Raw genomic sequence first — 20,309 nt, forward strand, 5'->3', positions numbered from 1 at the left:
GACCTCTCCTTTGATTATTATGCAGCTTTCTCTTCTTTGATCTGCATTGGATTTTTACGGAGCGCGGCAACGTAAAGAAAAGGATATTCTGCTTTTAAATACAGGATATACTGGATCCACTCCGCCACAAGGGCTTCATAGGCCCGGCGCAGGTCGTTGGAGAGGTGTTCAATGTCGCTAGAATCGAGTTCGCCAAAAGGACCACGGATTTTCAACTCATCCGCCACATGAAAGACTGCCCAAAGCATATCTGTAAAAGAATCGTGCTCAAGCAGGTTGGAGTTTTCGAGCATACTCAGGAGAGGTGCTTTATAGCCCTCCATGACCATAGCCAGCTCACCAAGACTTGCCGGATTTGCATAGAAATCATAAGGGTAAGCATTTTGAGTGCGATTGCCTTTGAACAAAGATTTTTCTTTTTTCAAATCCATAATATTGAGCATCTCACATAAGGCGGCGTTTTCCCGGTTGAATTTGCCAATTTCGAACAGCAAAGTTGTCCCGGTTTCTGAGAAAAAAGTGCTTATGATGACGTTGACTTTTTTTACTTTCTTGCGCTTTTCGGACAGACTCAGAAATCGATTGATCACCAATGTGACAACCAGAACCTGAACCGGAACAAAAGCAAGGTCTTGAAGCAGGTAGAACAGGGTTTCGTCGCCTCTTTGAAAAATTATGTATTGAACACCATAAACGGCTGCAGACGCAACAATGAGGATCATGGTCAGCACCAGGTTGTCTCGCAGTTTAATTAACAATATTATATTCACCCTTCTGTACATAATTAAATGACTTAGCACCTCAGACTTCAATGACGTGAAGTTAATCTATTCTAACACAAGGAAAAATTGTTTGGGAATTGTTTTGGTGACGCGGACAGCTTTTTATTGAGTGTCAGGCACTGTTTCAACTTTGGGGACTGTCACTCGTTCAACTTTGGGGGCGGGGCACTGTAATAATTTTGTAACATTGCAATTAAAATAAGCCGGTGTCAAGGAAGTCAAGGCCATCATGCCTTCCCTGCACCAGCTTCAATTTCCTGCTATTTTCGCCTGCTGCTTCTTGTATCTTGCTTATGGATCCGGCAAGCCATCATAATGACCACAGATCTTGGTTCAAAATCAAACTCATAATGGACCGCCGTCATCTTACAGGGTTCCTCGACAATTTCTTCTCCGGCCGGCAAGGCGGTATTGACTGCCATCCGCCATTCTAAGCCCAGCGGCAAGGCAGGCAGCACCACATGCCGGGACTCCCAGTGCATGTTCATGCCAACATAGATGACCTCATCTTCCTGGTTCTCCCCTGTCTCTTCAGCTTTTCCAGCGAACATGACCCCCAGATAGCGGGTTTCAGCATCCTCCGTTAAATTCCACGGTTCAAGTCCATGCCTGCTGACATAGGGGAAGCCACATTTAGCCTGTCCTGTACTGTCCCGCAGATTCGGACATCGCTTTCGCAGCGCGATCATCTTCCTGAAGAATTCATACACCTCCCGGTTCTTCTCAAGCAGTGTCCAGTCCAGCCAGGAGACCTCATTGTCCTGACAATAGGCATTGTTGTTCCCATATTGTGTGTTGCAAAATTCATCCCCGGCAAAGAACATGGGGGTCCCCTGGCTGGCCATCAAAACCGCGCAGGCATTCTTGATCAAGCGCTTGCGCAGCGCCATGACCCCAGGATCCTCCGTCTCTCCTTCCACGCCGCAGTTCCAGCTGTGGTTGTGATTTTCACCGTCGGAATTATTCCAGCCATTTGCCTCATTATGTTTTTCATTGTAACTGTACAGGTCATATAAAGTGAACCCATCATGACACGTTATGAAATTGACCGAGGCATTCTTGCCGCGGTGCACCGGATCATAAAGATCGTGGGATCCTCCAATTCGTTCCGCGACCGTCATGGCAAGCCCGGCATCTCCCTTCAGAAAACGCCGCAGATCATCCCGATACCGGCCATTCCACTCCGACCATCGCTTCCAGGACGGAAAACTCCCAACCTGGTACAACCCGCCGGCGTCCCAGGCTTCTGCAATCAGTTTGACATTCGCCAAAATTGGATCATAGGCCAGATTTTTCAAAAGCGGCGGATTGTTGCTCGGCGATCCATCCTCGTTGCGCCCCAAAATTGACGCCAGATCAAACCTGAAACCATCCACTCTGTACTCCGTCACCCAATACCTGAGACAATCCAAAATCAAGCGCTGAACCACAGGATGATTGGCGTTCAAAGTATTGCCTACCCCACTGAAGTTATAATATCGCCCATCCGGGGTCAACATGTAATAAACGTTGTTGTCGAGCCCCTTAAAAGAGATGTACGGCCCCCGTTCATCCCCCTCGGCTGTATGATTGAAAACCACATCCAAAATGACCTCAATGCCATTTTCATTAAGGGTTTTTATCAGGGCTTTCAGCTCTTTCCCTTCCTGGTTGTACTCCACGCCTGCTGTATAACTGGTATTGGGCGCGAAAAAGCAAACAGGATTATACCCCCAGTAATTCAAAAGTTTGTCCCCGTTGACCTCTCTCATGTCTCTGCATTCATCGAACTCAAAAATCGGCATCAGCTCCACCGCATTGACGCCGAGTGCCTTTAAATAAGGCAGCTTCTCCATCAGTCCGTCAAAGGTGCCGGGATGCTTCACACCAGAGGACTCATGCCTTGTAAAGCCTCGCACATGCAGCTCATAGATGATCAGGTCCTGCATGGGAATCAACGGCTGCTTGCAGTTGGCCCAGTCAAAGCCATTGGTCACCACCCGGGCTTTATAAGGCTCATCACTCCCTTGCCGCTGCCCCCATTTGCTCTGTCCGGTGACCGCCTTCGCGAAGGGATCCAGCAAATACTTAGTCTGATCAAAGATCAGCCCCTTTTCAGGCTCATACGGCCCATCCACCAGATAGGCATACTCGAAGTTTTCAATGTCCAGTCCAAAGACAATCATAGAAAACACATTGCCAATTCTATACGGCTCTGGAAACGGTATGACTACATAGGGCTCTTTGCTGCCCCGTTCAAACAGCGCCAAACTGCATGAAGTGGCCTGCTGGGAGTAAATGGTGAAGCTTACCCCCCCAGGGACTACCACTGCGCCGTTTTGAAGAAAAAAGCCCGGCCGAATTTTGTAGTTTTGATAGGTGTCAATGGGCACCAGCTCTTTCCACACAAAATGGTCCATGCCGCTGGACTGCCTGATCTTCTTGACTTTGAAGGTTGCCACGCACTCACCCCCGCTCTCTGATTCGTCCGCTTTGTCGCTGACGTTTCTTTATATATTAGTCAAACTTCCCCACTTCCGCTTCCGTCACCCGCAGCTGTCCGTCGCCGCTTTCCAGATCGACGATCCAAGCATCCGGAATCCACTTATCAACGATCCACCGCCCGAGGTTCAGCCAGCTGCGGCAATTGTCCAAGATTACCGAGTCCCCTGAGACAACCCCTTCAGCGCCTTCGAGCGCCACATCCGCGTTTTTCACAAGCAATACTTCAATGGGAATGCCCCAGGACGTTCCCGCATCCAGTATCAACTGTCCAAGCCGCCCGGAGTTCGAAACAGGCGCATCCAAAAAGAATTTTGCCGATGGTACCCCAAGCGTCCCCAGCGCCCTGCCAATCCACGTGAGCGAAAGGTACGTCTTGTCCACAATGCCGTAGGTTCCCCTTAGTCCGGCCAAATCACGCAGGACCCCATCCCGTCCCAAAATCAGCGGACTGCCCGATAGCGCCACCTCAAGCAAAATGACGAGATTGAACCCGTCAATACTCAGCGGGGTGTGCTGAGCCGCGGCCATCGGCAGCATGTGTTCTGCTCTTCGAGCCTGCAAACGGTGTGTAACCGCAGCCCGCTGAAGCGCAATCCGCTGCCTGGCCGTCAACTGATAGTGGCCACCCACCAGTTCAACCACCGACCTCAGATTATAGCCGCGGTCGAGCAGCCAGATGATCTCATCCAGGGCAACTCTGAGCTGGGTCACAGCGGCTTCCGAAAATCCCGCTTCATCCGAGGGATCATAGCCCCTTCGCTTCGTTTTGAGTGTCATGGAGATCCCTCTTCCACAGGAACATTTTGTATCTGTTATTCCCTTTGATACCCAATCATAAAAATTTCATCACACTTTGCGCCACTATTTAACTGTGGGGCAGTCCCCAAACTGAACCTGGGGTCTGTCCCCAGGTTCAGTTTGGGGACTGAGCTAAAAAGACCATAAAGCGCATTGTAATCTTTTATAAACCCTATCTATAGATTTATCTGATAAAGTGGTCCTCAGTGAGAATTCTTTTTCCTGAAGGAGACCAATACCATGACTTCAAAACCATCAAATAAATTTCTTCAAAGCACAAAATTCCTGATTTTTTCTGCTTGTTTAGTCTTATTAATGGGGATCCTATACCTGATTAACCATATTACATATTTCACAAAATCAGTCTCGCTCTATACTGCGCAAGGATTCAGTCAATCAGAGATCCTTGACCTGCTTGTGCCTGACCGGCTGCTGCCGGGCCTCTTTGAAGGGATTGGGCTCTTTTTTGGCGTGTCGGCACTTTTATTTGGCACTGCAATGATTAACCAAAAACTTGCGGCCTCTTCCTTTGAGGCAGCAGCCTCTGTGCGCGCTGAAAAGGAAGCCCTTGAGGCTGCCAAAGTATTTATGTCTCTTGAAGGGCTAGAGTGACCGTTCGCAAAAAATCTGACTCATTTTTCCCCCTTCCAAGGTAAACTAAATCTTAATCAAAACTACCCGCTTAGCGGGTAGTTTGCTCAGCCCTATAAGGGCTTGTTACTCGCTTGAGCCTTAAGGCTCTTCGAAAAAGTCTGCCAACTGCTTTTATTCTCGGGCTGCTGCTAAAGCAGCCTATTTTTTGCCCTTTTTCACCTGCTCACCCGTAAACGGGTCAACATACTCCTCTATACTTATCTGGTCATGTGCTATGTCCTCATCTAATTGATTTCTTACGTACTCTCTTATTTGCTTTTCATTACGTCCCACTGTATCCACATAATATCCTCTGCACCAGAAATGCCGGTTTCCGTACTTGTACTTTAAGTTGGCATGCCGGTCAAATATCATGAGCGAACTTTTTTCTTTCAGGTATCCCATAATACTCGCTAAACTATACTTTGGCGGTATTGCAATTACCATGTGAATATGATCTGAGCAAGCGGTCGCTTCAAGTATTTCGATACCTTTTTGCTCACATAATTTCCGTAAAATCCTCCCTATATCGTTCTTTATTTTTTCCGTAAATCACTTGTCGGCGATATTTGGGAGCAAATACTATGTGATATTTGCAGTTCCATTTTGTATGTGCTAAACTATGCTTATCCATTTCAGGATACCTCCTTTTGTTTATTAAGCTGGTTGGCAGACCATCTTTATTCTAACAAAAGGAGGTATCTGAATTAAATACTCAAAGCTAAAGCTCTTTAGAACCCCCGGTAGAACCGGGGGTTTTCGTTTTATAAAAAGAAGCGCTGTCAGTTCCGAAATCCCACGGAACTAACAGCGCTTTTTAGCTTTTCCAACCCTTCACAGGTTGGGGACGCGGACAACTTTCATGTCGGGGACAATAGGCCACAAACCGCGCGGACGGTAATATTCGGACGGTATATTTCTGCAACATTCCCCTTGAAAGTCGTTTATAAAACAAATTCCAGCTGGAGATCCCTCGGATCTGCGTCAAATAACGCCCTATTCACTTCAACCGCAGTTTTGCACCCGAGCGCCCAATAAAACGCAATGGTCTCTTCCGCTGAACCCGCGCAGATGTATAGCTTCTCCGCACCCCACTGCCTTGCACCTTCAGCCGCCGCCTCAAACAGCCTTCGCCCCAGCCCATTGCCCCTGGCCTCTCGCGTTATGAACAACTGATCGAGCAAGACATATGGAGCAGTTTCTCCGAAAAAATCTCTTCTGACCGACACAAAACCAATCATTTTTTGCCGATGGTCAAACGCCCCAACCGCTAACCCGTCTCCCACCACTGTCTCCACCAAATGTTTCAGATGCGTCTCGTAGCCATTAGGCCAGCTCAGGTCGTAATAATCTATCTCAACCAGCTTCAAATGACCCTCCACTTCCCGCCAGGCCTTTCCAATATACTGAGAGGCGTCAATATCGCTGATTCTTTTACAGTCTTCCAATGCCAAGGCTTTGATTTCTATCATTTCATTGAGACCCTCCCCAAAAGTTCTTATCTTATATTAGCACAGATTGATGCTCGCAAGTTTAGGTTGAATGGCCATCTGACACAGACACAACTTTTTTAACAAAGAAAGAAACCAGAGTCAGAAGCATACGTCAATTATCTTTATTTCATTTCCAAAAAAAGTTAGGAAGGCGGTGTCTGACACCGCCTTCCTACTTTCTATTTATAAGTTAAATCTAAGCCACTTTTTCCTCACGCAGCGCCTTCATAAGCGCCAGCGCCGCCCCAAGCATAATTGCTATGAATGGGAATGCAGCAGCAACGGATACCGTCTGGAGTGGCCCAAGGCCGCCAGCCATTAGCAGCGCCGTCGCGAGCGCAGACTGAATGAGACCCCAGCTGATCTTTTTAGTATTGCTCGGGTTCAAGTCGCCATCCGACGTGAACATGCCGAGGACAAACGTTGCTGAGTTTGCAGAAGTGATAAAAAATGTGCATAAAAGGATCAGCGTCAGCGCTGACAAAATCATGCCCAGCGGCAGCTGACTGTAGACCGTGAATAAGGCCGTCTCAGGTTTGGCCGCAACTGCTGCTGTCGCCTCAACCCCCATCTTCATGCCATAGTCGATCCCTATTCCGCCGAAGATCGCGAACCACACCATAGAAGTGATCGCTGGCGCTACAATAACACCCGCAATGAACTCACGTATGGTTCTTCCCTTAGAAATCCGCGCAATAAAGGAACCGACAAACGGTGCCCATGCGATCCACCAAGCCCAGTAAAAGACTGTCCAGCCGTTGACCCAGCCGTTGTCCCCGCCAATGGAGTAGTTAAGGCTGTCCGCGAAGAAATAGTTGAGATACTCACCGAAGGCACCGGCAAAGCCCGTCAGCATCAACAGCTTCGGCCCCACAAGGAACGTCAGAAGCAGAATGCCGCATGCCAAATATAGATTTATATCTCCCAAAAGCTTAATGCCTTTATCAATGCCTGTGACAGCTGTCCAGATAAAAATAACCGTAATGACGACAATGATGATGATCTGCATTAAGAAATTCTCAGGAAGCCCGAAGACCGCATTCAACCCACTGTTGATTTGCAGAGTTCCAAGTCCAAGGGATGTCGCGACACCCGCAACGGTCGCAAAGACCGCCAAGATATCAATCGTCTTGCCAATTGGACCTTCCGCGCCCTTTTTGCCAATCAAAGGGATAAAAATGGAACTGATCAGACCTTTGTGGCCTTTTCTAAACTGGAAATACGCAAGTGCCAGGCCAATGATGCTGTAATTCGCCCAAGGGTGGAAGCCCCAGTGCTTGAAGGATGCCCTAAGTGCAAACATGGCTGCTTCAGGCGTGCCCGGCGTCGCGCCTAGAGGTGCTGCGTAGTGTGACATTGGCTCTGCCACGCCCCAGAACACCAGACCAATGCCCATTCCGGCGCCAAACAGCATGGCGAACCATGAAGTCGTTGAAAACTCAGGCTTGTCGTTGTCCTTGCCCAGTTTGATCTTGCCATAGGGGCTGACAGCCAGCCCTATGGCAAAGATGACAAACAACAGCATGGAGAACAGGTAAGCCCATCCAAAGTTGGTTGTGATGAAACCCAGCGTGCTCGAAGCTGCCGCCGCGAAGCTCTCCTTAGACAGGATGCCCCACAGCGTCAGGATAATGACAGCGATAAGCGGAATTAGGTAGGTCAGCTTCTGACCCAGAGATGTTGTTGCCGATGGTTTCAATCCATTCACTCCCCAGTGATTCGTCTTTTGGACTTAACTGAACAATAGTTTAGAACTTGACCGGAAATACAGTTTGCTCACGTACATCTGCGGTTAAAGCATCCAGCGCGACGCCGACTCTGTGGTAACGCAGCTTATATTGCGCTTCTTTCGTCGTTGACGGATCGCCAAGTGGATAAGGGATTGAAATGGTTGGAACGATTTTGTTGCTGCCTACAGTTTTTGCGACCGGAATCAGGTTGCACATTTGAACAATCGCAAAGCCCGCTCTTTCGATTTCTTTGACCATCGTTGCACCGCAACGAGTACAGGTGCCTCATGTCGAGGTGAGAATCACGCCGTCCACGCCAGCTTCTCTAAGATACGGAATCATCTCCTGGGCCATTCTAGCAGCTTCTGCTTCAGTTGTGCCAGTACCAACCGTACTGTAGAAGTACTCGTGGACCTTGCCAATTTTGCCTTCTCTTTCGTAAGCTTTTAAAGCGTCAAGTGGTACTATGACATCCGGATCCGCATCCGCAGCAGCCGGGTCAAAACCTGCGTGAATCGTTTTGAAGACACCAGTTTCAAGGTCAACCAGCTCGGAAATGTCATATCGTCCCCAGCGCGTCGCGGAAGCGGACTGAATTCTGTCAGGGTTCGCCACCGGCACAATGCCGCCGCTGGTAATGATAGCAATGGTTGCCTTGGAAAGATCTGCAATAGGCGGCGCAATGTCAACGCGATCAATTTTAGGAATAGGAAGCTCTGTCTGGAAAGGCTCACCAGCCAGCTTCTTCAGAAGCATCTCAACGACGCGGTCCGAAGCTGGTTTCTGATCCTTGAGCCATACTTGATGGCGGACGCCTCTTGGGTAGAAGCCTTCTTCAGCAGCAAGGAACATTGGCTTTTCGCCTTCCGGCAGTGCCAGGATCTTGTCACCAAGTTCAGCCATTTTCTGCGTGTCCACTTTCATAGCCGCAGCGCTTTTGCCGCCTGGGAAGATATAGACATCTTTCTTGAACATTTCGACGCCAGGATTTTCTTCATTCATGGACGTCACTGCACAGACACCAAACTTGTCCTGGACAAATTTGCTGACGACGCCGCAGGCATTGCCATAACGTCCAGCTTGGAAAGCAGGTCCTGCAAAGAAGATATCAAATTCTTTGTCTTTAAGGAAGCCTTCGATTGCGGCAATCGCCTCGTCCTGACGGGAACCCATAAAGTTGTCACCGCAGATAATCGTATGCGTAATTTCAGCGTTTTTCAGGGACGCAGCCAGTGCAAGACCTGGACCGACCAGACCTTCCCGGATTTCAGGCGCGTGGTCTGCTTTCTCTTCTCCACCGATACCTGCGAAAAACTGATTGATATATAAAATCGCTTTTTTCACGTTGATCTCCCCCCTCTAAAATTCTGCCATGGTCTTTGGTGACCAACCGCATACCTGGTCGCCGCAGAACATTGAGTTGTTCTCGAGGATGATGGAACCGTCCTCGCGGACAGATGACCCGAGCTTTTCATCATAAGCCCATCCGCCGGATAAACCGTCACGGCCAAGTGCTGCCAGCTCGCCGATTACGACGTCCATCGGCGGAAGCTCTATGAGCTCTGATACATTGCCGCAAGAGACGATGGCATTCGCTTTGATGTCTAAAGTAACGAGTGGCTGAGATTTACCGTCGCGGCCAGTACATTCATTCGTGATACCGACGGTCTTAACGCCTGCATTCTCAAGTTCTACGAAGCACTCGATGAAGTCCGCATCCGGGTTGCCATAGCCTTCTTCAGCAAGAATCGCGCCGTCTGCGCCGAGGAGCTTCGCCATTTTCGCAACGAACTGCGCCGAACGTCGCTTTTGCTCAAGAGAGACGTTGAGGTTGCTCATGATGACGCCAAGGAAATTCAGGGACTTGCCGTGCTCATCATAGAGACGCTTGATGGTTGGGTTGTTTTGGAAGTCATAAGTCGACCATTTGGAGGAGCATGGCATAAAGGAGCCGGAGATCACAGCGCCGTCAAGCACCTCGTTTGGATGCATGAAAGTTGGGATGAAGTGGTTGAGGTCCCAGCCGTAGAGAAGGTCGTTATAACCCATTTCTTCCATTTGGGATTGAGGCTGCATAACGTAGACTACTGAAGGCAGCGCATTCATCTGCGCACTTCTCTTAGTGACCGGCTCAAGTTCGAAGACTTCAAGAGCTTCCGGCGTTTGATCCTTGACGGTATTGCCTATATATTCCGCGAGTCTGTGAGCTGCCCAACGAATCGCGTGATTCTTCTTTTGCTGCTCGTGTCTCTCAAAAGCTTCGTCTGTATCCGCTACGAGGCAAAGATTGACTAATTGAGAAAAGTAGGTGAGTTTTGCGCCTTCGCCAGCCATGTCGATGAGTCCATCTCCAAAGCTGCCCCAGTGTTTGCCAACAGCAAGGACACTCATGCCTTTTAACGCATGGGTTCTGCCTTCGCCAACCTGGAAAACTTCGCCTGTGACGCCCGGGAATACTGAATGTTCTGCGCCGACGCGTGTGCGTGGTTCAATGGCTTCTTTAACCGGTACAATTCGAACAGACTCTCCCGGTCTTGCAACTTGAAGGTCCACTTCTGTCAGATGCTCATCCGCGTCTTTCAGAAATGCAATAGCCTCCTCCTTATTGATGGTGAGAACGCCGTTTTCAAACACTGTGTTGGCTCCGAACTGGATGTCTCGTACATAGAAATTTCCGATTTCCAATCTCACTTCAATTTCACCCCTTGTCAGAATGCTTGCCTTTTGATTGTTATTTTTTTATTTATTTCACTTATAATATATATGAATCAATTTACAATGTAAATAGATTTATTTGATAATCGTGTTTATTTTTTCAGAGGATTCTTTCTATAAGCTCATAGCTTTTGTTGAAAATTTCCAAGAAGATGTGCTATTATAATAACAATGATGACTCAAGTGAGGTGGCGACATGGCACAAATTGCAATGGCAAAGAAGGATCTCCAAAGGAAGCGCATAATGAAATATTTCATAGAAGCTGCCCATAATTTACTTATTGAAGACGGCATTGAAAACATCACTGCCAGAAAAGTCGCGGACCTTGCCGGCTACAACAGCGCGACGCTCTATAACTATTTCAGCAACTTGGATCACCTGATCTGTTATGCTTCCATGAATTATTTGAAAGCCTATTATGCTGAACTGGACGATTATGTGGAAGGCACTGAAGTACCAAGAGAAATTTTTATGAAAACCTGGCAATTGTTTTCCCGCCATTCTTTTGAAAATCCAAAGATTTTTAAGCTAATCTTTTTTAGTCCATTCAGGGATGAACTCAAGCAGATGATCGAAACTTATTTTGATATTTTTCCGGAGAACTTCGGGGAGCACCGTGTGGATCTGATCCCAATGCTGAGAGAAGGTGACTTGAAAAAGCGGAATATGGCCATCCTCAGTAAAAAGATGGGTTCCGAGATTCCGGAGGATCAGCTCGAAATGATCAACGAAATCATGATCAATCTTTATCGAGCCAATCTGGACGCTGTGATTTCCGGTGAATTTGACTCAGTTGACGAGGCTGTTGACTACACCATGAAGCTGATCGACTTCGCCTTGGATTTGTCGTGTGTAACGAAAAAATCAAAACAGAAGAAATAGAAAAGGAAATTGGTGCTGTTTGGCGTAATGTAAAACGCCGTCAGCACCAATTTCCTTTTATCTTTTTTATTTAAAGTTTTTGACAAGTTGGGCAATAATAGATACTTCCGCCCAGGTAAGCTTCTTTTGTAATCCCGCCGCTACAAACAGGACACCCCTCTGAGGCGTGGAGCTTGCTCATATGTGTGTAATAGCCGCCGATACTGCCAAAGAGATCTTTTTCAGTATCCCGACCGCCTTTGGCTGTCATTTCACCGAGCAGCACTTTGATGCTTTGAAATAGAACTTCTCTTTCTTTTACATTTAGTGTCTGAACCTTCCTTTTGGGGTGAATATGCGCTGTCCACAGCACATCCTGAAGGACCCCGTTTCCAAAACCAGGAATGCGCTGCTCAGTCGCTAAAAAAGCTTTAGTGCTTAGTTTCTGAACGCTATCGAGTTCAATTAGGTTTTGGAAATAGAGTGAATCGAATTCCAGCGTCAACGGGGATGGCTTTTCCAAGGCAGCTGTTCTATACTCATTTTTAAATTCGCCCTCTTTAAAACACCACAGTCCACCGTACATTTGAACAGAACCACTCATTGCCGCACCATCCGAAAATTCAATGAGCATCTGATGCTTCTGTGGTCTTTGGTCACTGCTTTCATGAAATCTCAAATTGACACCATCCGAAAAAACCAATCTGATGTCATTAGCCACCAATTCGACCATTCCACCGTAAGCTGTCGCGGTTTCAAATTTTGCTCCCTTTAAAATACGCTCATACTTCAAAGGATCATCTGTGTAAAACGCGAACTTATGCGGTGTGCTGTTTATGGTCACGGCAGATATCTCACGTCCGCAAACAGTACGCTTTAATAGATCAGCCATGACTCGGGCTTCTGGAAGTTCGAGCATTCATATCACCTCCAACTTAATATTCTAATAGACCATTTCTACGAAAATTATACCCATTGAGTTCTGATTCAATTGACTCAAGGCACAATTACACTCAAAGCACAATTACACTCAAAGCCCTCTTTTCCGAAAAGGTGATATGGCATGCTTTTCAAGTTTAGACCTCGGACGAAAATATTACTTAAAGAAAAAATGCCTTTATATGACCATCTCCTGAATTTATGGGTATATTCTTCTTGCTTCAACATTGTCGGAGGTGATTGAAATGACAGTTAAATATGAGATCCATGGGGACGATCTCCAGTTTGTCCGCTTTCTCTTGAATCAGGGCGAAAGCCTGGTCGCCGAAGCTGGCGCACTTCTTTTCTTGGACAGCACCCTTGAGATGGAAACGATTTTTGGCGATGGCTCAAACGCGAACCAAGGCGCCGGGCTCATGGGAAAACTGATGGGCGCAGGCAAGCGCGCCATCATGGGTGAAAGCCTTTTCATGACGCTTTTTACGCAGCGCAGTTATGCGGAGGGAGAAATTGCCTTCGCGGCACCTTATCCGGGAAAAATCATCCCATTAAGTCTTTCAGACTACCAAGGCACCATACTCTGCCAAAAAGATGCTTTTTTATGCGCAGAGAAAGGCACCTCACTGGAAATTGCGTTTAACCGGAAAATCGGCGTCGGTCTCTTCGGCGGCGAAGGCTTTATCATGCAAAAACTTCAAGGCAACGGCATGACCTTCCTTCACGCCGGCGGAACAATTTATAAACGAGAGTTGACCTCGGGAGAGACACTTAAAGTTGACACGGGATGTCTTGTTGCACTCACCGGAAGTGTCCATTATGACATTGAGATGGTCTCCAGCATGAAAACCGCGCTGTTTGGCGGCGAAGGCCTTTTCTTTGCCACATTGACTGGTCCCGGTACCGTATGGCTTCAGTCGCTTCCATTTTCACGGCTCGCAGACAGAATTATGACCTCCTCGAGAAGAGCTGGACACTCCGGCAAAGGCGAAGGCAGCGTACTGGATGCCCTCGGCGGGCTGGGAAATCTGCTGGATGGGAAATAGTCACTGTTGATGAAAATAATAAAGACTGTCACTTTCTCCTCACAAGGGTTAAAATGACAGTCTTTTTGGCGTCTTCAATGGGAAGGAAAAAGGGGTCGACAGGCACCCGCCGCTGACATCTTCTTCCTTCCCAACTCATTCTCACTTCTTGTTCAAATCGCAGCAGTCCATCCGCTGCTCGCCAAAGCTGCTCTTATTTTGAGCCGCTATGGACGTCAGAAACCTCATGATTCTTTTTTTCAGCCGTGTCAGCATGCTTCACGCCTCCTTGTTGGCCACACCACATTTCTTAATTCCATTCTAACGGTCAAATGTGGAGAAAGTGTGGGGATGTGACCATCGACAAAAGCACTGATGTTAATCAAGTCGTCCACTCGCCGTTGGCAATGCCTACCAGATAATAGTCGCCGGCGTAATACTCAAAGATGAGGTAGAGGCTGCGCCAGTCCATGCCGCCATAGAGCGGATTGACGCCGTCCAGATAGAGCTCGACGAAAATGCCGCTGGCATAAAAAGTAGGGATATTGTTGATCAGGTTGCCTCGGGAAACCACCGTGTTATAAACGGTCTGATCAGGGGTGGTGAAATCCCTGGCGTTGACATAGCGGTCAAAGTAGTCCTGAGGAGTTTTGTCGATATTAAAGCCGCTGCCGTCCTGGATCCCCCAAAAATAAACCGTGTTATCCGTTAAAAGATTAGGCAGGGCTGCTGCAGAGACAACTTTATGGGTATTATCGATATAGTAATAAGGTGAGAATCGCACGCCCTGCACAGGGTGAACATGTGTGGCCAGCTGGGTCATGTCCTCGTCCTTGAGAAGCTGCGCAATCGTCAGCGCCTTCGCTTGCAGCATGGTCGGCACGACGAACGGTGGGTGAATGGCCTTCGCCACAAAGACAGAAAACTCAGCACGGGTCATGACATTGTCAGGTTTAAAGGTCCCATCCGGGTAACCCTCAGTAATATAGTTGTCCACCAGCGCCATAATGGACCCAAAGGCCCAGTGGCTGGCTGTGACGTCTGAAAATGGCGAGGTAGCAGTGTTTTGCGAAAATCCATATGCTATGGCCAGGACAGACGCAATCTCTGCCCGGGTCATGGCCTGATCCGGCTTGAACGTCCCGTCCGGATAACCGCTCATGTTGCCGTTTGCTGCAATGGCTCCAATGGCACCATTTGCCCAGTGGGTCGCCGGCACATCTGGAAATGCCGCAGACTGTAACGTCAGCCCCAGCTCATTCGAAAGAATAGCTGCTGCCTGAGCCCGGGTTATAGATTGGTTAGGTTTAAATGTGCCATCCGGAAAGCCGCTGATCAGGTTCAGTCCCAGCAGATGCTCAATGTGCGCCTGGGCCCAATGGCCGCTGATATCAGGAAAGGTTGTGGCGGCATACGCCGGAGAGAAGGCGAGCGAGAGGACCAGCGTCAACGTCAGTAATATAGTGTTTAGGCTCTTTTTCATGAGAGTCACCTCCATTTTACTTATACCTGTTTGTCGCTTGAACAAACGTGAACGTTATAACCAAAAATACACACCATATTAATCTCAAATATGGTAGAATGAAAGCCATCTGATGACTTTCCCTTCTCTCAGCCGTTGATTTGGAGTGACCCTTATGCAAGAGTTTCTGATCCATAGATTCGTTAAAAATTATGACAATATAAAGAGTCCCGAGGTGCGGCAATCCTATGGCACCATGAGCAGCATCATTGGCATAGTGGTCAATTTGCTGTTGTTCACCATAAAATTTGTCGCTGGTACCTTGTCCGGAAGTATCGCCATCACCGGCGACGCCGTCAACAATCTGTCGGATGCCGGATCCTCAGTGATTTCGCTGATCAGTTTTAAGATTTCCAACAAGCCCGCAGATCTGGAGCACCCCTTCGGCCATGCCCGCATAGAGTACATCGCTGCATCTACGGTGGCGATTATCATCCTGCTGATTGGCGTAGAGCTGATTCAGTCCTCTATTGGCAAAATACGTCATCCATCCCCTGTGGACTTCACTTGGCTGACCGCCGGCATTCTGGTCTTCTCCATTGCTGCCAAGCTGTGGCTGACGCGGTTCAACTCCAGCCTGGGCAAACGCATTGGCTCCACCGTCATGAAAGCCACCGCCGCGGACAGTCTGGCAGACGTTATGGCCACCACGGTGGTTTTATTCTCTGCGGTTATCAGTCCTATGATTGGTTTTCAGCTCGACGGCTACATGGGTATCGCGGTGGCGCTGTTTATAATGAATTCTGGCCTCGGCATTCTGAAGGAAACCCTGGACAGCATCCTGGGTCAAGGCCCAACCGAAGAGCTCTCGGAACAGATTGAGAAATACATCTACCGCTACCCCGGCATCAGCGGGATCCACGACCTCGTCGCCCACAATTACGGCCCTAACCGTTGGTTTGCGTCCGTGCATGTGGAAGTGGACGCTGCCGTGGACATTCTCATCAGCCACGACCTCATCGATACCATTGAACGCGACATCATGTCAGAGCTCAGCATCCACCTGGTCATTCACATTGACCCCGTGGTCAAGGATGATCCTTTGCTGAATGAGTATTGCCTTCTCACACAAGGCATTGTCTCCGCAGTGGATGACTCCCTGACGCTGCACGACTTCCGGCTGGTTCGGGGCTCTGCTTTCAAGAAGCTGGTCTTTGACGTCAACGTGCCTTACAATTGCAAAAAAGGTGATCAGCAAATTCTGGATGAAATTGAAACCGAGTTGAAGAAGCTTCACATCAATGCCGTGATAACCATTGACCGTTCGTATCTGACCTCCAGCAATTACAAAATCAAGAAGAGCAGAACGCTGTAACCTTTGTTGTGAGCGGGAGTGAGGAAATATGACCATCGGCAAAAAGCCTATAAAAGGACTTTTTTGCCGATGGTCATTTAATTTACATTCAAAATCCCCGTGTTTGCCCTTTCCAAGGTGGCGAGGCGCCTTCCGTGAATTCATGAATCCCTGGACCGCCTAATTGATGCAGCCTCTTCTGACCATACAGATAGCTGACGACCAGCACGCCCAGAGTGACCGGGGTCCCCAGCAGCAGGTTGGCCCAGGCCAGCTGGGCTGCGCTGCCTCTCAGGTACAATAGAACCTGAATGGCAAGACGCATGACAAAAAGAGCTGTCCAGAGCCAGGTGACCTCCCGGTAGGCCGGTCGAACGTCCCTGCGCCAGTACCATTCAATTGGCCAGGCCCTGGATAAGTGGCTGGCCCAAGCGGCCAAGGGCTTCCCGGCGATCTGGCTTGCCAAGGAAAGCATGACCATAAAGGCACTGCCCAAAATTTTCGGGATAAAATAATTCTCCGCCCGTCCTGCGAAGAGCGCAAAAGCAGATGCCAGCGCGACACCACCCAAGCCGCCAAGGGCGTACTTCAAAGGCTGCCTTCTGATCAGGCGGATCAGGCTGAAAAGGAGTGCGGTACCCATGGCTATTGCAATGGCTGGCCCCAATCCCAGAAAGCTGTTTGTGAGAACAAAAATCAGAGGTGGGATCAAGGCGTCAAGGGTTTTACCGGAGACGACTGATTTCAACTCCTCCAAAATTTCAGTGCTGCGGTTTGACACTAAGGAGCACCTCTCTTTTATTGGGCTTATGAAGAATGTCCGTTGGAACGGGCTCGAAAATTTTACCTCTCATCACGCTGTCAGTCACTCTTTGGCCTTATCAATCAGCCTGGCCTTATGATGTCCGAGATAAAAATCGAGCCAGCTGCCCTTACTCTTATATAGAGCCACTAAAACGTAGACGCTTCCGGCGAAGAAACCCAGCACCATCATCAAAACAACCCAGACTGCCGCTGTCCACTTATTCCTTTCCCTGAAGACGATCCATAGGGAAAAGAGTGCAAAACCTGTATAGAGATCGACCATGGAAACGATGCCCCAAGGATTTGACAATAGTATTGATCCATCCGCGAAGAAATTACCGTTGAAAAAACCGTGGTATAACGCTGCAGTCATGGCTATAGCGCCCAGCCACGCAATGACTTTTGCCACTTTCATTTATATGCCTCCCCCGCTAAAGTCTGCGAATCTAGGGACTTTATACCCATTATTTGTCTCAGCCTATCCACTGCAGGTTATATAAATGAAAATTGTTATCAGCAGCTCTGGCACCAAAATGAAACTCGTCCGCGTCACCAGTTTGAAACCTGTCCGCGTCACCAAAATTGAATTGGTGACGCGGACAGGATCACAAATAAAAAAATCCACTGATAGCCGTGCGAGGCCAGCAGTGGATTGGGATCCATCAGATTATTCTTTTAACTGTCAAAAATAAAAGCCGCATTCACTCTCTAATTACAATGACAGGTATGCTGGCATGATGGACAACTTTATTGGTCACTGATCCTATTAAAAGCCGCTTGGCTGCACCCATTCCATGGGTACACATCAAGATCAGGTGGAAGTTACCTGATTCAGCAGTTTCAACAATAGTTTCTGAAGGCTCGCCAGTCTTTGTCATTGTGACAACTGAGTTTATCCCCTCCGCCTTTAATTTTTCTTCAAAACTGGTCAGCATTTCATTGGACGGTGTTTCCAGATCAAGTGGTTTAACGTCATAGACCCCGCCCGCTTCTTTATTCATCCTTATGCGCTCTGAAGAAATGACATTGAGCAACGTCACTTCATAATCCATGCAAGGTACGAAATCTTTCAAATACGTTAAAACCTTTTCCGGCACTTTCCCTGAATCTATAGGAAGCAGCATTTTCCTCATGGCGATTCATCCCTTCTTTCACAGATGGACCCATCCAATAGACAATCAAATTTATACCGTGCAAATAGATCATTTAATTTCTACCCATTTTCCTGCAGAAAATAGTGTATTTGACCGAATTATTGTCATTTTCTCCTAACTCCGACCCCCGCCGGCGGGGGATGGACATTCCTACTTGTGACATGATATGATGTAATGGTTAAACTTTATAAATTGAATGACTCAAATTTCAGACTGATCCAATCAGCCCTATGATAAAAGGAGAAAACCAGATGCCAAATACCATGATCCCCATTGAATCCAAAGAACAGCTGAACCAACTCATGGACGCCGAAGAGGTGCTCGTCGTTTATTTCAGCTCAGTGGACTGCAGCGTCTGCCATTCCGTCTCACCCAAAATTGAAGCGCTTCTTGAGGAAATTCCGGTCAAAATCGTAAGAGTTGAAGCGAGTAAATTTGTCGATATTGCAGGACAGCACCTGGTGTTCGCCATGCCGACTGTCCTTGTCTTCCAAAACGGCAAGGAAATCTTGAGAGAAAGTCGGTTTATCGATCTCCAAAAGATCGAGCGTTTGATGAGCCTTTTGTTTGAGTAGTGCCTTATAAAATTCAAATTGGCAGGATAGGCAAAAAACTTTTTTCACAAGGCTGTTCATAGGAACGACCATCGGCAAACTGGGCCGATGGTCGTTTTTTCATACACAAATTCACTTCACATTTGCTTGGAAGCGGGTGTCGATAGGCATTAGCATTAGCATTAGCATTAGCCTCAGTCACCGCCTTCCATCCTATTTAGCATACTCTTGAACAAAATTCTTGCGCAGTGCCTCCGCCGAGTCTCTGAATTCTTCCGGCACCTCGACGTGGCCCCAGCCCATGGTCATCTGAAACAGACCGTCGAAAACCAGGCTGCTGTGATCGACGACGGTATAGGGAATGCCTTCCGCCTCCAGCATGGCGACGAACATGTCCGCCTCAAAGGGATTGCTCATGGGAATTTTGAACATAGTGGATTCCTCCTTTGAGGTTATGTGCTTTCTACCAGCACTTTCATAATGCCGCCGCAGACCATACCTTCGTCTTCCGCCACCTGACCAGTCATGTCAATATCCAGATACCTGAACCGTCCGTCGCGGATGACGTCATAGGCCACCTGAATAGCCTCCCCTTCGCTGCAGCCTCCGCCTATACTGCCTATAGTCCTGCCATCCGGCCATACGACCATCTTGGCACCCTCTCTGCGAGGAACTGAACCTTTTGTCGCGACCACGGTCACCAGCGCTCGGGGCCCCTGATCTGACCTCGCCAATTCACTTAAGACCGCGAGATCCAGCTCAGGCCAATTATTGGATTTTCTCGCAGCCTTCTCGCCTTTTCTCTTATATTGAATGACCTGTGCCAAAATAGAGATCGCGATTTCCTCTGGCGTCACCGCCCCAATCTCGAGTCCGATTGGTGTGCACACCTGCTCAAGCCGCACCGGATCATGACCTTCCGAAACCAGAAGCTCCTTGAGGCCTGCCACTCTGCGCCTGGAGCCTATCATGCCCACATAGGCGGTATCGTACTTCAGCACGTTTTCCAAACACACCTTATCATAACGGTGCCCGCGGGTCACAATGACCACAAAGGTTGCCTTATTAAGGTTCAGAGACTCAAAGCTCTTGGCAAAGCTTTCGCAAATCACTTTATTCGCTAAGGGAAATCGAGAATTGTTGGCAAAGGCTGGCCGATCATCCACCACGGTGACTTTAAATCCGGCTTTCGCGCCAAACTCGACCAGAGGAACAGCGATATGCCCGCCACCCAAAATGATCAGCTGAGCCTCCGGGAAGAACGGCTCAATGAGCGTTGCCCGCCCATCTGTTCCGGCGCCATTGTCAAAATAGAATTCACCGCGCGCCAGGCCCCCTTCGAGCGGGGTGCGCAGCTCAGGGTCCAATTCATCCCGGATCAAATCATGACCGGCGATTAGTGTTTTAGTTACAGCTGCTTGATCCGCACTACTGTCCATTTTAGTCATCAGCACTGCTCTATGACCCGCTTCAAGCTCTTCCAAAAGTCTTTGATATAAATGTGCGTCACCCATAAGAACCTC

At 48.4% G+C, this 20,309-nt stretch carries 21 protein-coding genes and 1 pseudogene; 6 read left to right on the plus strand and 16 right to left on the minus strand.

The features are described 5' to 3' along the window. Positions 1-17 precede the first annotated feature (17 nt). From AC4PHM_RS08215 to AC4PHM_RS08225, 3 genes are all read right to left on the minus strand, one after another. A complete protein-coding gene (locus AC4PHM_RS08215) occupies positions 18-758 on the minus strand; it encodes an MJ1433 family protein (protein WP_492020416.1) in 741 nt (246 codons plus the stop codon). A gap of 284 nt (positions 759-1,042) precedes the next feature. Then, complete coding sequence (glgX, locus tag AC4PHM_RS08220; protein WP_492020417.1) at positions 1,043-3,223, minus strand: glycogen debranching protein GlgX; 2,181 nt, start codon at positions 3,221-3,223, stop codon at positions 1,043-1,045. Between the two features lie 55 nt (positions 3,224-3,278). Next, entirely contained in the window at positions 3,279-4,043 is a 765-nt protein-coding gene (locus AC4PHM_RS08225) for a DUF434 domain-containing protein (RefSeq protein WP_492020418.1), read from the minus strand. A 261-nt stretch (positions 4,044-4,304) separates the two neighbouring features. Between AC4PHM_RS08225 and AC4PHM_RS08230 the strand changes: the two genes are divergently transcribed. Further along, positions 4,305-4,676, plus strand: a complete 372-nt coding sequence (locus AC4PHM_RS08230; protein ID WP_492020419.1) for a hypothetical protein — start codon at positions 4,305-4,307, stop codon at positions 4,674-4,676. A 180-nt stretch (positions 4,677-4,856) separates the two neighbouring features. Here AC4PHM_RS08230 and tnpA read toward each other — a convergent pair. The 5 genes and pseudogenes from tnpA to AC4PHM_RS08255 all read right to left on the minus strand — a co-directional run bounded on the left by tnpA (position 4,857) and on the right by AC4PHM_RS08255 (position 10,611). Further along, positions 4,857-5,331, minus strand: a pseudogene (gene tnpA, locus AC4PHM_RS08235) (IS200/IS605 family transposase). A 310-nt stretch (positions 5,332-5,641) separates the two neighbouring features. Then, positions 5,642-6,169 (minus strand): GNAT family N-acetyltransferase, encoded by a 528-nt coding sequence (locus AC4PHM_RS08240; RefSeq protein WP_492020420.1) that lies wholly within the window; start codon positions 6,167-6,169, stop codon positions 5,642-5,644. 217 nt (positions 6,170-6,386) lie between these two features. Beyond that, positions 6,387-7,889 (minus strand): glycine betaine uptake BCCT transporter, encoded by a 1,503-nt coding sequence (locus AC4PHM_RS08245; protein WP_492020421.1) that lies wholly within the window; start codon positions 7,887-7,889, stop codon positions 6,387-6,389. Between the two features lie 49 nt (positions 7,890-7,938). Continuing rightward, positions 7,939-9,264, minus strand: a complete 1,326-nt coding sequence (gene grdH, locus AC4PHM_RS08250) for a betaine reductase selenoprotein B (RefSeq protein ID WP_492020422.1) — start codon at positions 9,262-9,264, stop codon at positions 7,939-7,941. Positions 9,265-9,279: 15 nt separating this feature from the next. Continuing rightward, the gene (locus tag AC4PHM_RS08255; RefSeq protein WP_492020423.1) at positions 9,280-10,611 is read right to left on the minus strand and encodes a glycine/sarcosine/betaine reductase component B subunit; all 1,332 of its coding nucleotides are present in this window, start codon (positions 10,609-10,611) and stop codon (positions 9,280-9,282) included. Positions 10,612-10,831: 220 nt separating this feature from the next. Between AC4PHM_RS08255 and AC4PHM_RS08260 the strand changes: the two genes are divergently transcribed. After that, positions 10,832-11,518 carry a TetR/AcrR family transcriptional regulator gene (locus tag AC4PHM_RS08260; RefSeq protein ID WP_492020425.1) on the plus strand — a complete coding sequence of 229 codons (687 nt, stop codon included), beginning with the start codon at positions 10,832-10,834 and terminating at the stop codon, positions 11,516-11,518. Between the two features lie 70 nt (positions 11,519-11,588). Here AC4PHM_RS08260 and AC4PHM_RS08265 read toward each other — a convergent pair whose 3' ends face one another. Continuing rightward, positions 11,589-12,416: a hypothetical protein gene (locus tag AC4PHM_RS08265; RefSeq protein WP_492020427.1), complete on the minus strand. Its 828-nt coding sequence runs from the start codon at positions 12,414-12,416 to the stop codon at positions 11,589-11,591. Between the two features lie 265 nt (positions 12,417-12,681). Between AC4PHM_RS08265 and AC4PHM_RS08270 the strand changes: the two genes are divergently transcribed. Continuing rightward, positions 12,682-13,479, plus strand: coding sequence for a TIGR00266 family protein (locus AC4PHM_RS08270; RefSeq protein WP_492020428.1), 798 nt, complete (start codon positions 12,682-12,684; stop codon positions 13,477-13,479). Between the two features lie 141 nt (positions 13,480-13,620). On the opposite strand, the gene AC4PHM_RS08275 is transcribed toward AC4PHM_RS08270, so the two are convergent. Both AC4PHM_RS08275 and AC4PHM_RS08280 read right to left on the minus strand, forming a co-directional pair. Continuing rightward, a complete protein-coding gene (locus tag AC4PHM_RS08275; protein ID WP_291405544.1) occupies positions 13,621-13,734 on the minus strand; it encodes an LDCC motif putative metal-binding protein in 114 nt (37 codons plus the stop codon). 106 nt (positions 13,735-13,840) lie between these two features. Further along, positions 13,841-14,941, minus strand: coding sequence for an S-layer homology domain-containing protein (locus tag AC4PHM_RS08280; RefSeq protein ID WP_492020429.1), 1,101 nt, complete (start codon positions 14,939-14,941; stop codon positions 13,841-13,843). A gap of 154 nt (positions 14,942-15,095) precedes the next feature. Here AC4PHM_RS08280 and AC4PHM_RS08285 point away from each other — a divergent pair, with 154 nt between their 5' ends. Continuing rightward, positions 15,096-16,295: a cation diffusion facilitator family transporter gene (locus tag AC4PHM_RS08285; protein ID WP_492020430.1), complete on the plus strand. Its 1,200-nt coding sequence runs from the start codon at positions 15,096-15,098 to the stop codon at positions 16,293-16,295. A gap of 88 nt (positions 16,296-16,383) precedes the next feature. Here the strand turns inward: AC4PHM_RS08285 and AC4PHM_RS08290 are convergent, their stop codons facing one another. Next, complete coding sequence (locus AC4PHM_RS08290) at positions 16,384-17,055, minus strand: DUF3159 domain-containing protein (protein ID WP_492020431.1); 672 nt, start codon at positions 17,053-17,055, stop codon at positions 16,384-16,386. An 84-nt stretch (positions 17,056-17,139) separates the two neighbouring features. Beyond that, positions 17,140-17,493 (minus strand): DUF1475 family protein, encoded by a 354-nt coding sequence (locus tag AC4PHM_RS08295; protein WP_492020432.1) that lies wholly within the window; start codon positions 17,491-17,493, stop codon positions 17,140-17,142. Between the two features lie 85 nt (positions 17,494-17,578). Between AC4PHM_RS08295 and AC4PHM_RS08300 the strand changes: the two genes are divergently transcribed. Further along, the gene (locus tag AC4PHM_RS08300; protein ID WP_492020433.1) at positions 17,579-17,770 is read left to right on the plus strand and encodes a hypothetical protein; all 192 of its coding nucleotides are present in this window, start codon (positions 17,579-17,581) and stop codon (positions 17,768-17,770) included. A 9-nt stretch (positions 17,771-17,779) separates the two neighbouring features. Here the strand turns inward: AC4PHM_RS08300 and AC4PHM_RS08305 are convergent, their stop codons facing one another. Beyond that, positions 17,780-18,211, minus strand: coding sequence for a universal stress protein (locus AC4PHM_RS08305; protein ID WP_492020434.1), 432 nt, complete (start codon positions 18,209-18,211; stop codon positions 17,780-17,782). Positions 18,212-18,483: 272 nt separating this feature from the next. On the opposite strand from AC4PHM_RS08305, the gene AC4PHM_RS08310 reads away from it, so the two are divergent. After that, the gene (locus tag AC4PHM_RS08310; RefSeq protein ID WP_492020435.1) at positions 18,484-18,807 is read left to right on the plus strand and encodes a thioredoxin family protein; all 324 of its coding nucleotides are present in this window, start codon (positions 18,484-18,486) and stop codon (positions 18,805-18,807) included. A 192-nt stretch (positions 18,808-18,999) separates the two neighbouring features. Here AC4PHM_RS08310 and AC4PHM_RS08315 read toward each other — a convergent pair whose 3' ends face one another. Both AC4PHM_RS08315 and AC4PHM_RS08320 read right to left on the minus strand, forming a co-directional pair. Beyond that, positions 19,000-19,218 carry a putative signal transducing protein gene (locus AC4PHM_RS08315; RefSeq protein WP_291405534.1) on the minus strand — a complete coding sequence of 73 codons (219 nt, stop codon included), beginning with the start codon at positions 19,216-19,218 and terminating at the stop codon, positions 19,000-19,002. A 20-nt stretch (positions 19,219-19,238) separates the two neighbouring features. After that, positions 19,239-20,300 carry an XdhC family protein gene (locus AC4PHM_RS08320; RefSeq protein WP_492020436.1) on the minus strand — a complete coding sequence of 354 codons (1,062 nt, stop codon included), beginning with the start codon at positions 20,298-20,300 and terminating at the stop codon, positions 19,239-19,241. Positions 20,301-20,309 lie beyond the last annotated feature (9 nt).

The organism is Acidaminobacter sp. QWL-03 (genome assembly GCF_058683855.1).

Coding starts and splice junctions, on each gene's coding strand:
- AC4PHM_RS08280 (WP_492020429.1), bottom strand. CDS start 14,941: ATGAAAAAGAGCCTAAACACTATATTACTGACGTTGACGCTGGTCCTC.
- AC4PHM_RS08300 (WP_492020433.1), top strand. CDS start 17,579: ATGAAAATTGTTATCAGCAGCTCTGGCACCAAAATGAAACTCGTCCGC.
- AC4PHM_RS08240 (WP_492020420.1), bottom strand. CDS start 6,169: ATGATAGAAATCAAAGCCTTGGCATTGGAAGACTGTAAAAGAATCAGC.
- AC4PHM_RS08270 (WP_492020428.1), top strand. CDS start 12,682: ATGACAGTTAAATATGAGATCCATGGGGACGATCTCCAGTTTGTCCGC.
- AC4PHM_RS08310 (WP_492020435.1), top strand. CDS start 18,484: ATGCCAAATACCATGATCCCCATTGAATCCAAAGAACAGCTGAACCAA.
- AC4PHM_RS08265 (WP_492020427.1), bottom strand. CDS start 12,416: ATGCTCGAACTTCCAGAAGCCCGAGTCATGGCTGATCTATTAAAGCGT.
- AC4PHM_RS08320 (WP_492020436.1), bottom strand. CDS start 20,300: ATGGGTGACGCACATTTATATCAAAGACTTTTGGAAGAGCTTGAAGCG.
- AC4PHM_RS08260 (WP_492020425.1), top strand. CDS start 10,832: ATGGCACAAATTGCAATGGCAAAGAAGGATCTCCAAAGGAAGCGCATA.
- AC4PHM_RS08305 (WP_492020434.1), bottom strand. CDS start 18,211: ATGAGGAAAATGCTGCTTCCTATAGATTCAGGGAAAGTGCCGGAAAAG.
- AC4PHM_RS08275 (WP_291405544.1), bottom strand. CDS start 13,734: ATGCTGACACGGCTGAAAAAAAGAATCATGAGGTTTCTGACGTCCATA.
- AC4PHM_RS08230 (WP_492020419.1), top strand. CDS start 4,305: ATGACTTCAAAACCATCAAATAAATTTCTTCAAAGCACAAAATTCCTG.
- AC4PHM_RS08225 (WP_492020418.1), bottom strand. CDS start 4,043: ATGACACTCAAAACGAAGCGAAGGGGCTATGATCCCTCGGATGAAGCG.
- AC4PHM_RS08315 (WP_291405534.1), bottom strand. CDS start 19,218: ATGTTCAAAATTCCCATGAGCAATCCCTTTGAGGCGGACATGTTCGTC.
- AC4PHM_RS08295 (WP_492020432.1), bottom strand. CDS start 17,493: ATGAAAGTGGCAAAAGTCATTGCGTGGCTGGGCGCTATAGCCATGACT.
- AC4PHM_RS08285 (WP_492020430.1), top strand. CDS start 15,096: ATGCAAGAGTTTCTGATCCATAGATTCGTTAAAAATTATGACAATATA.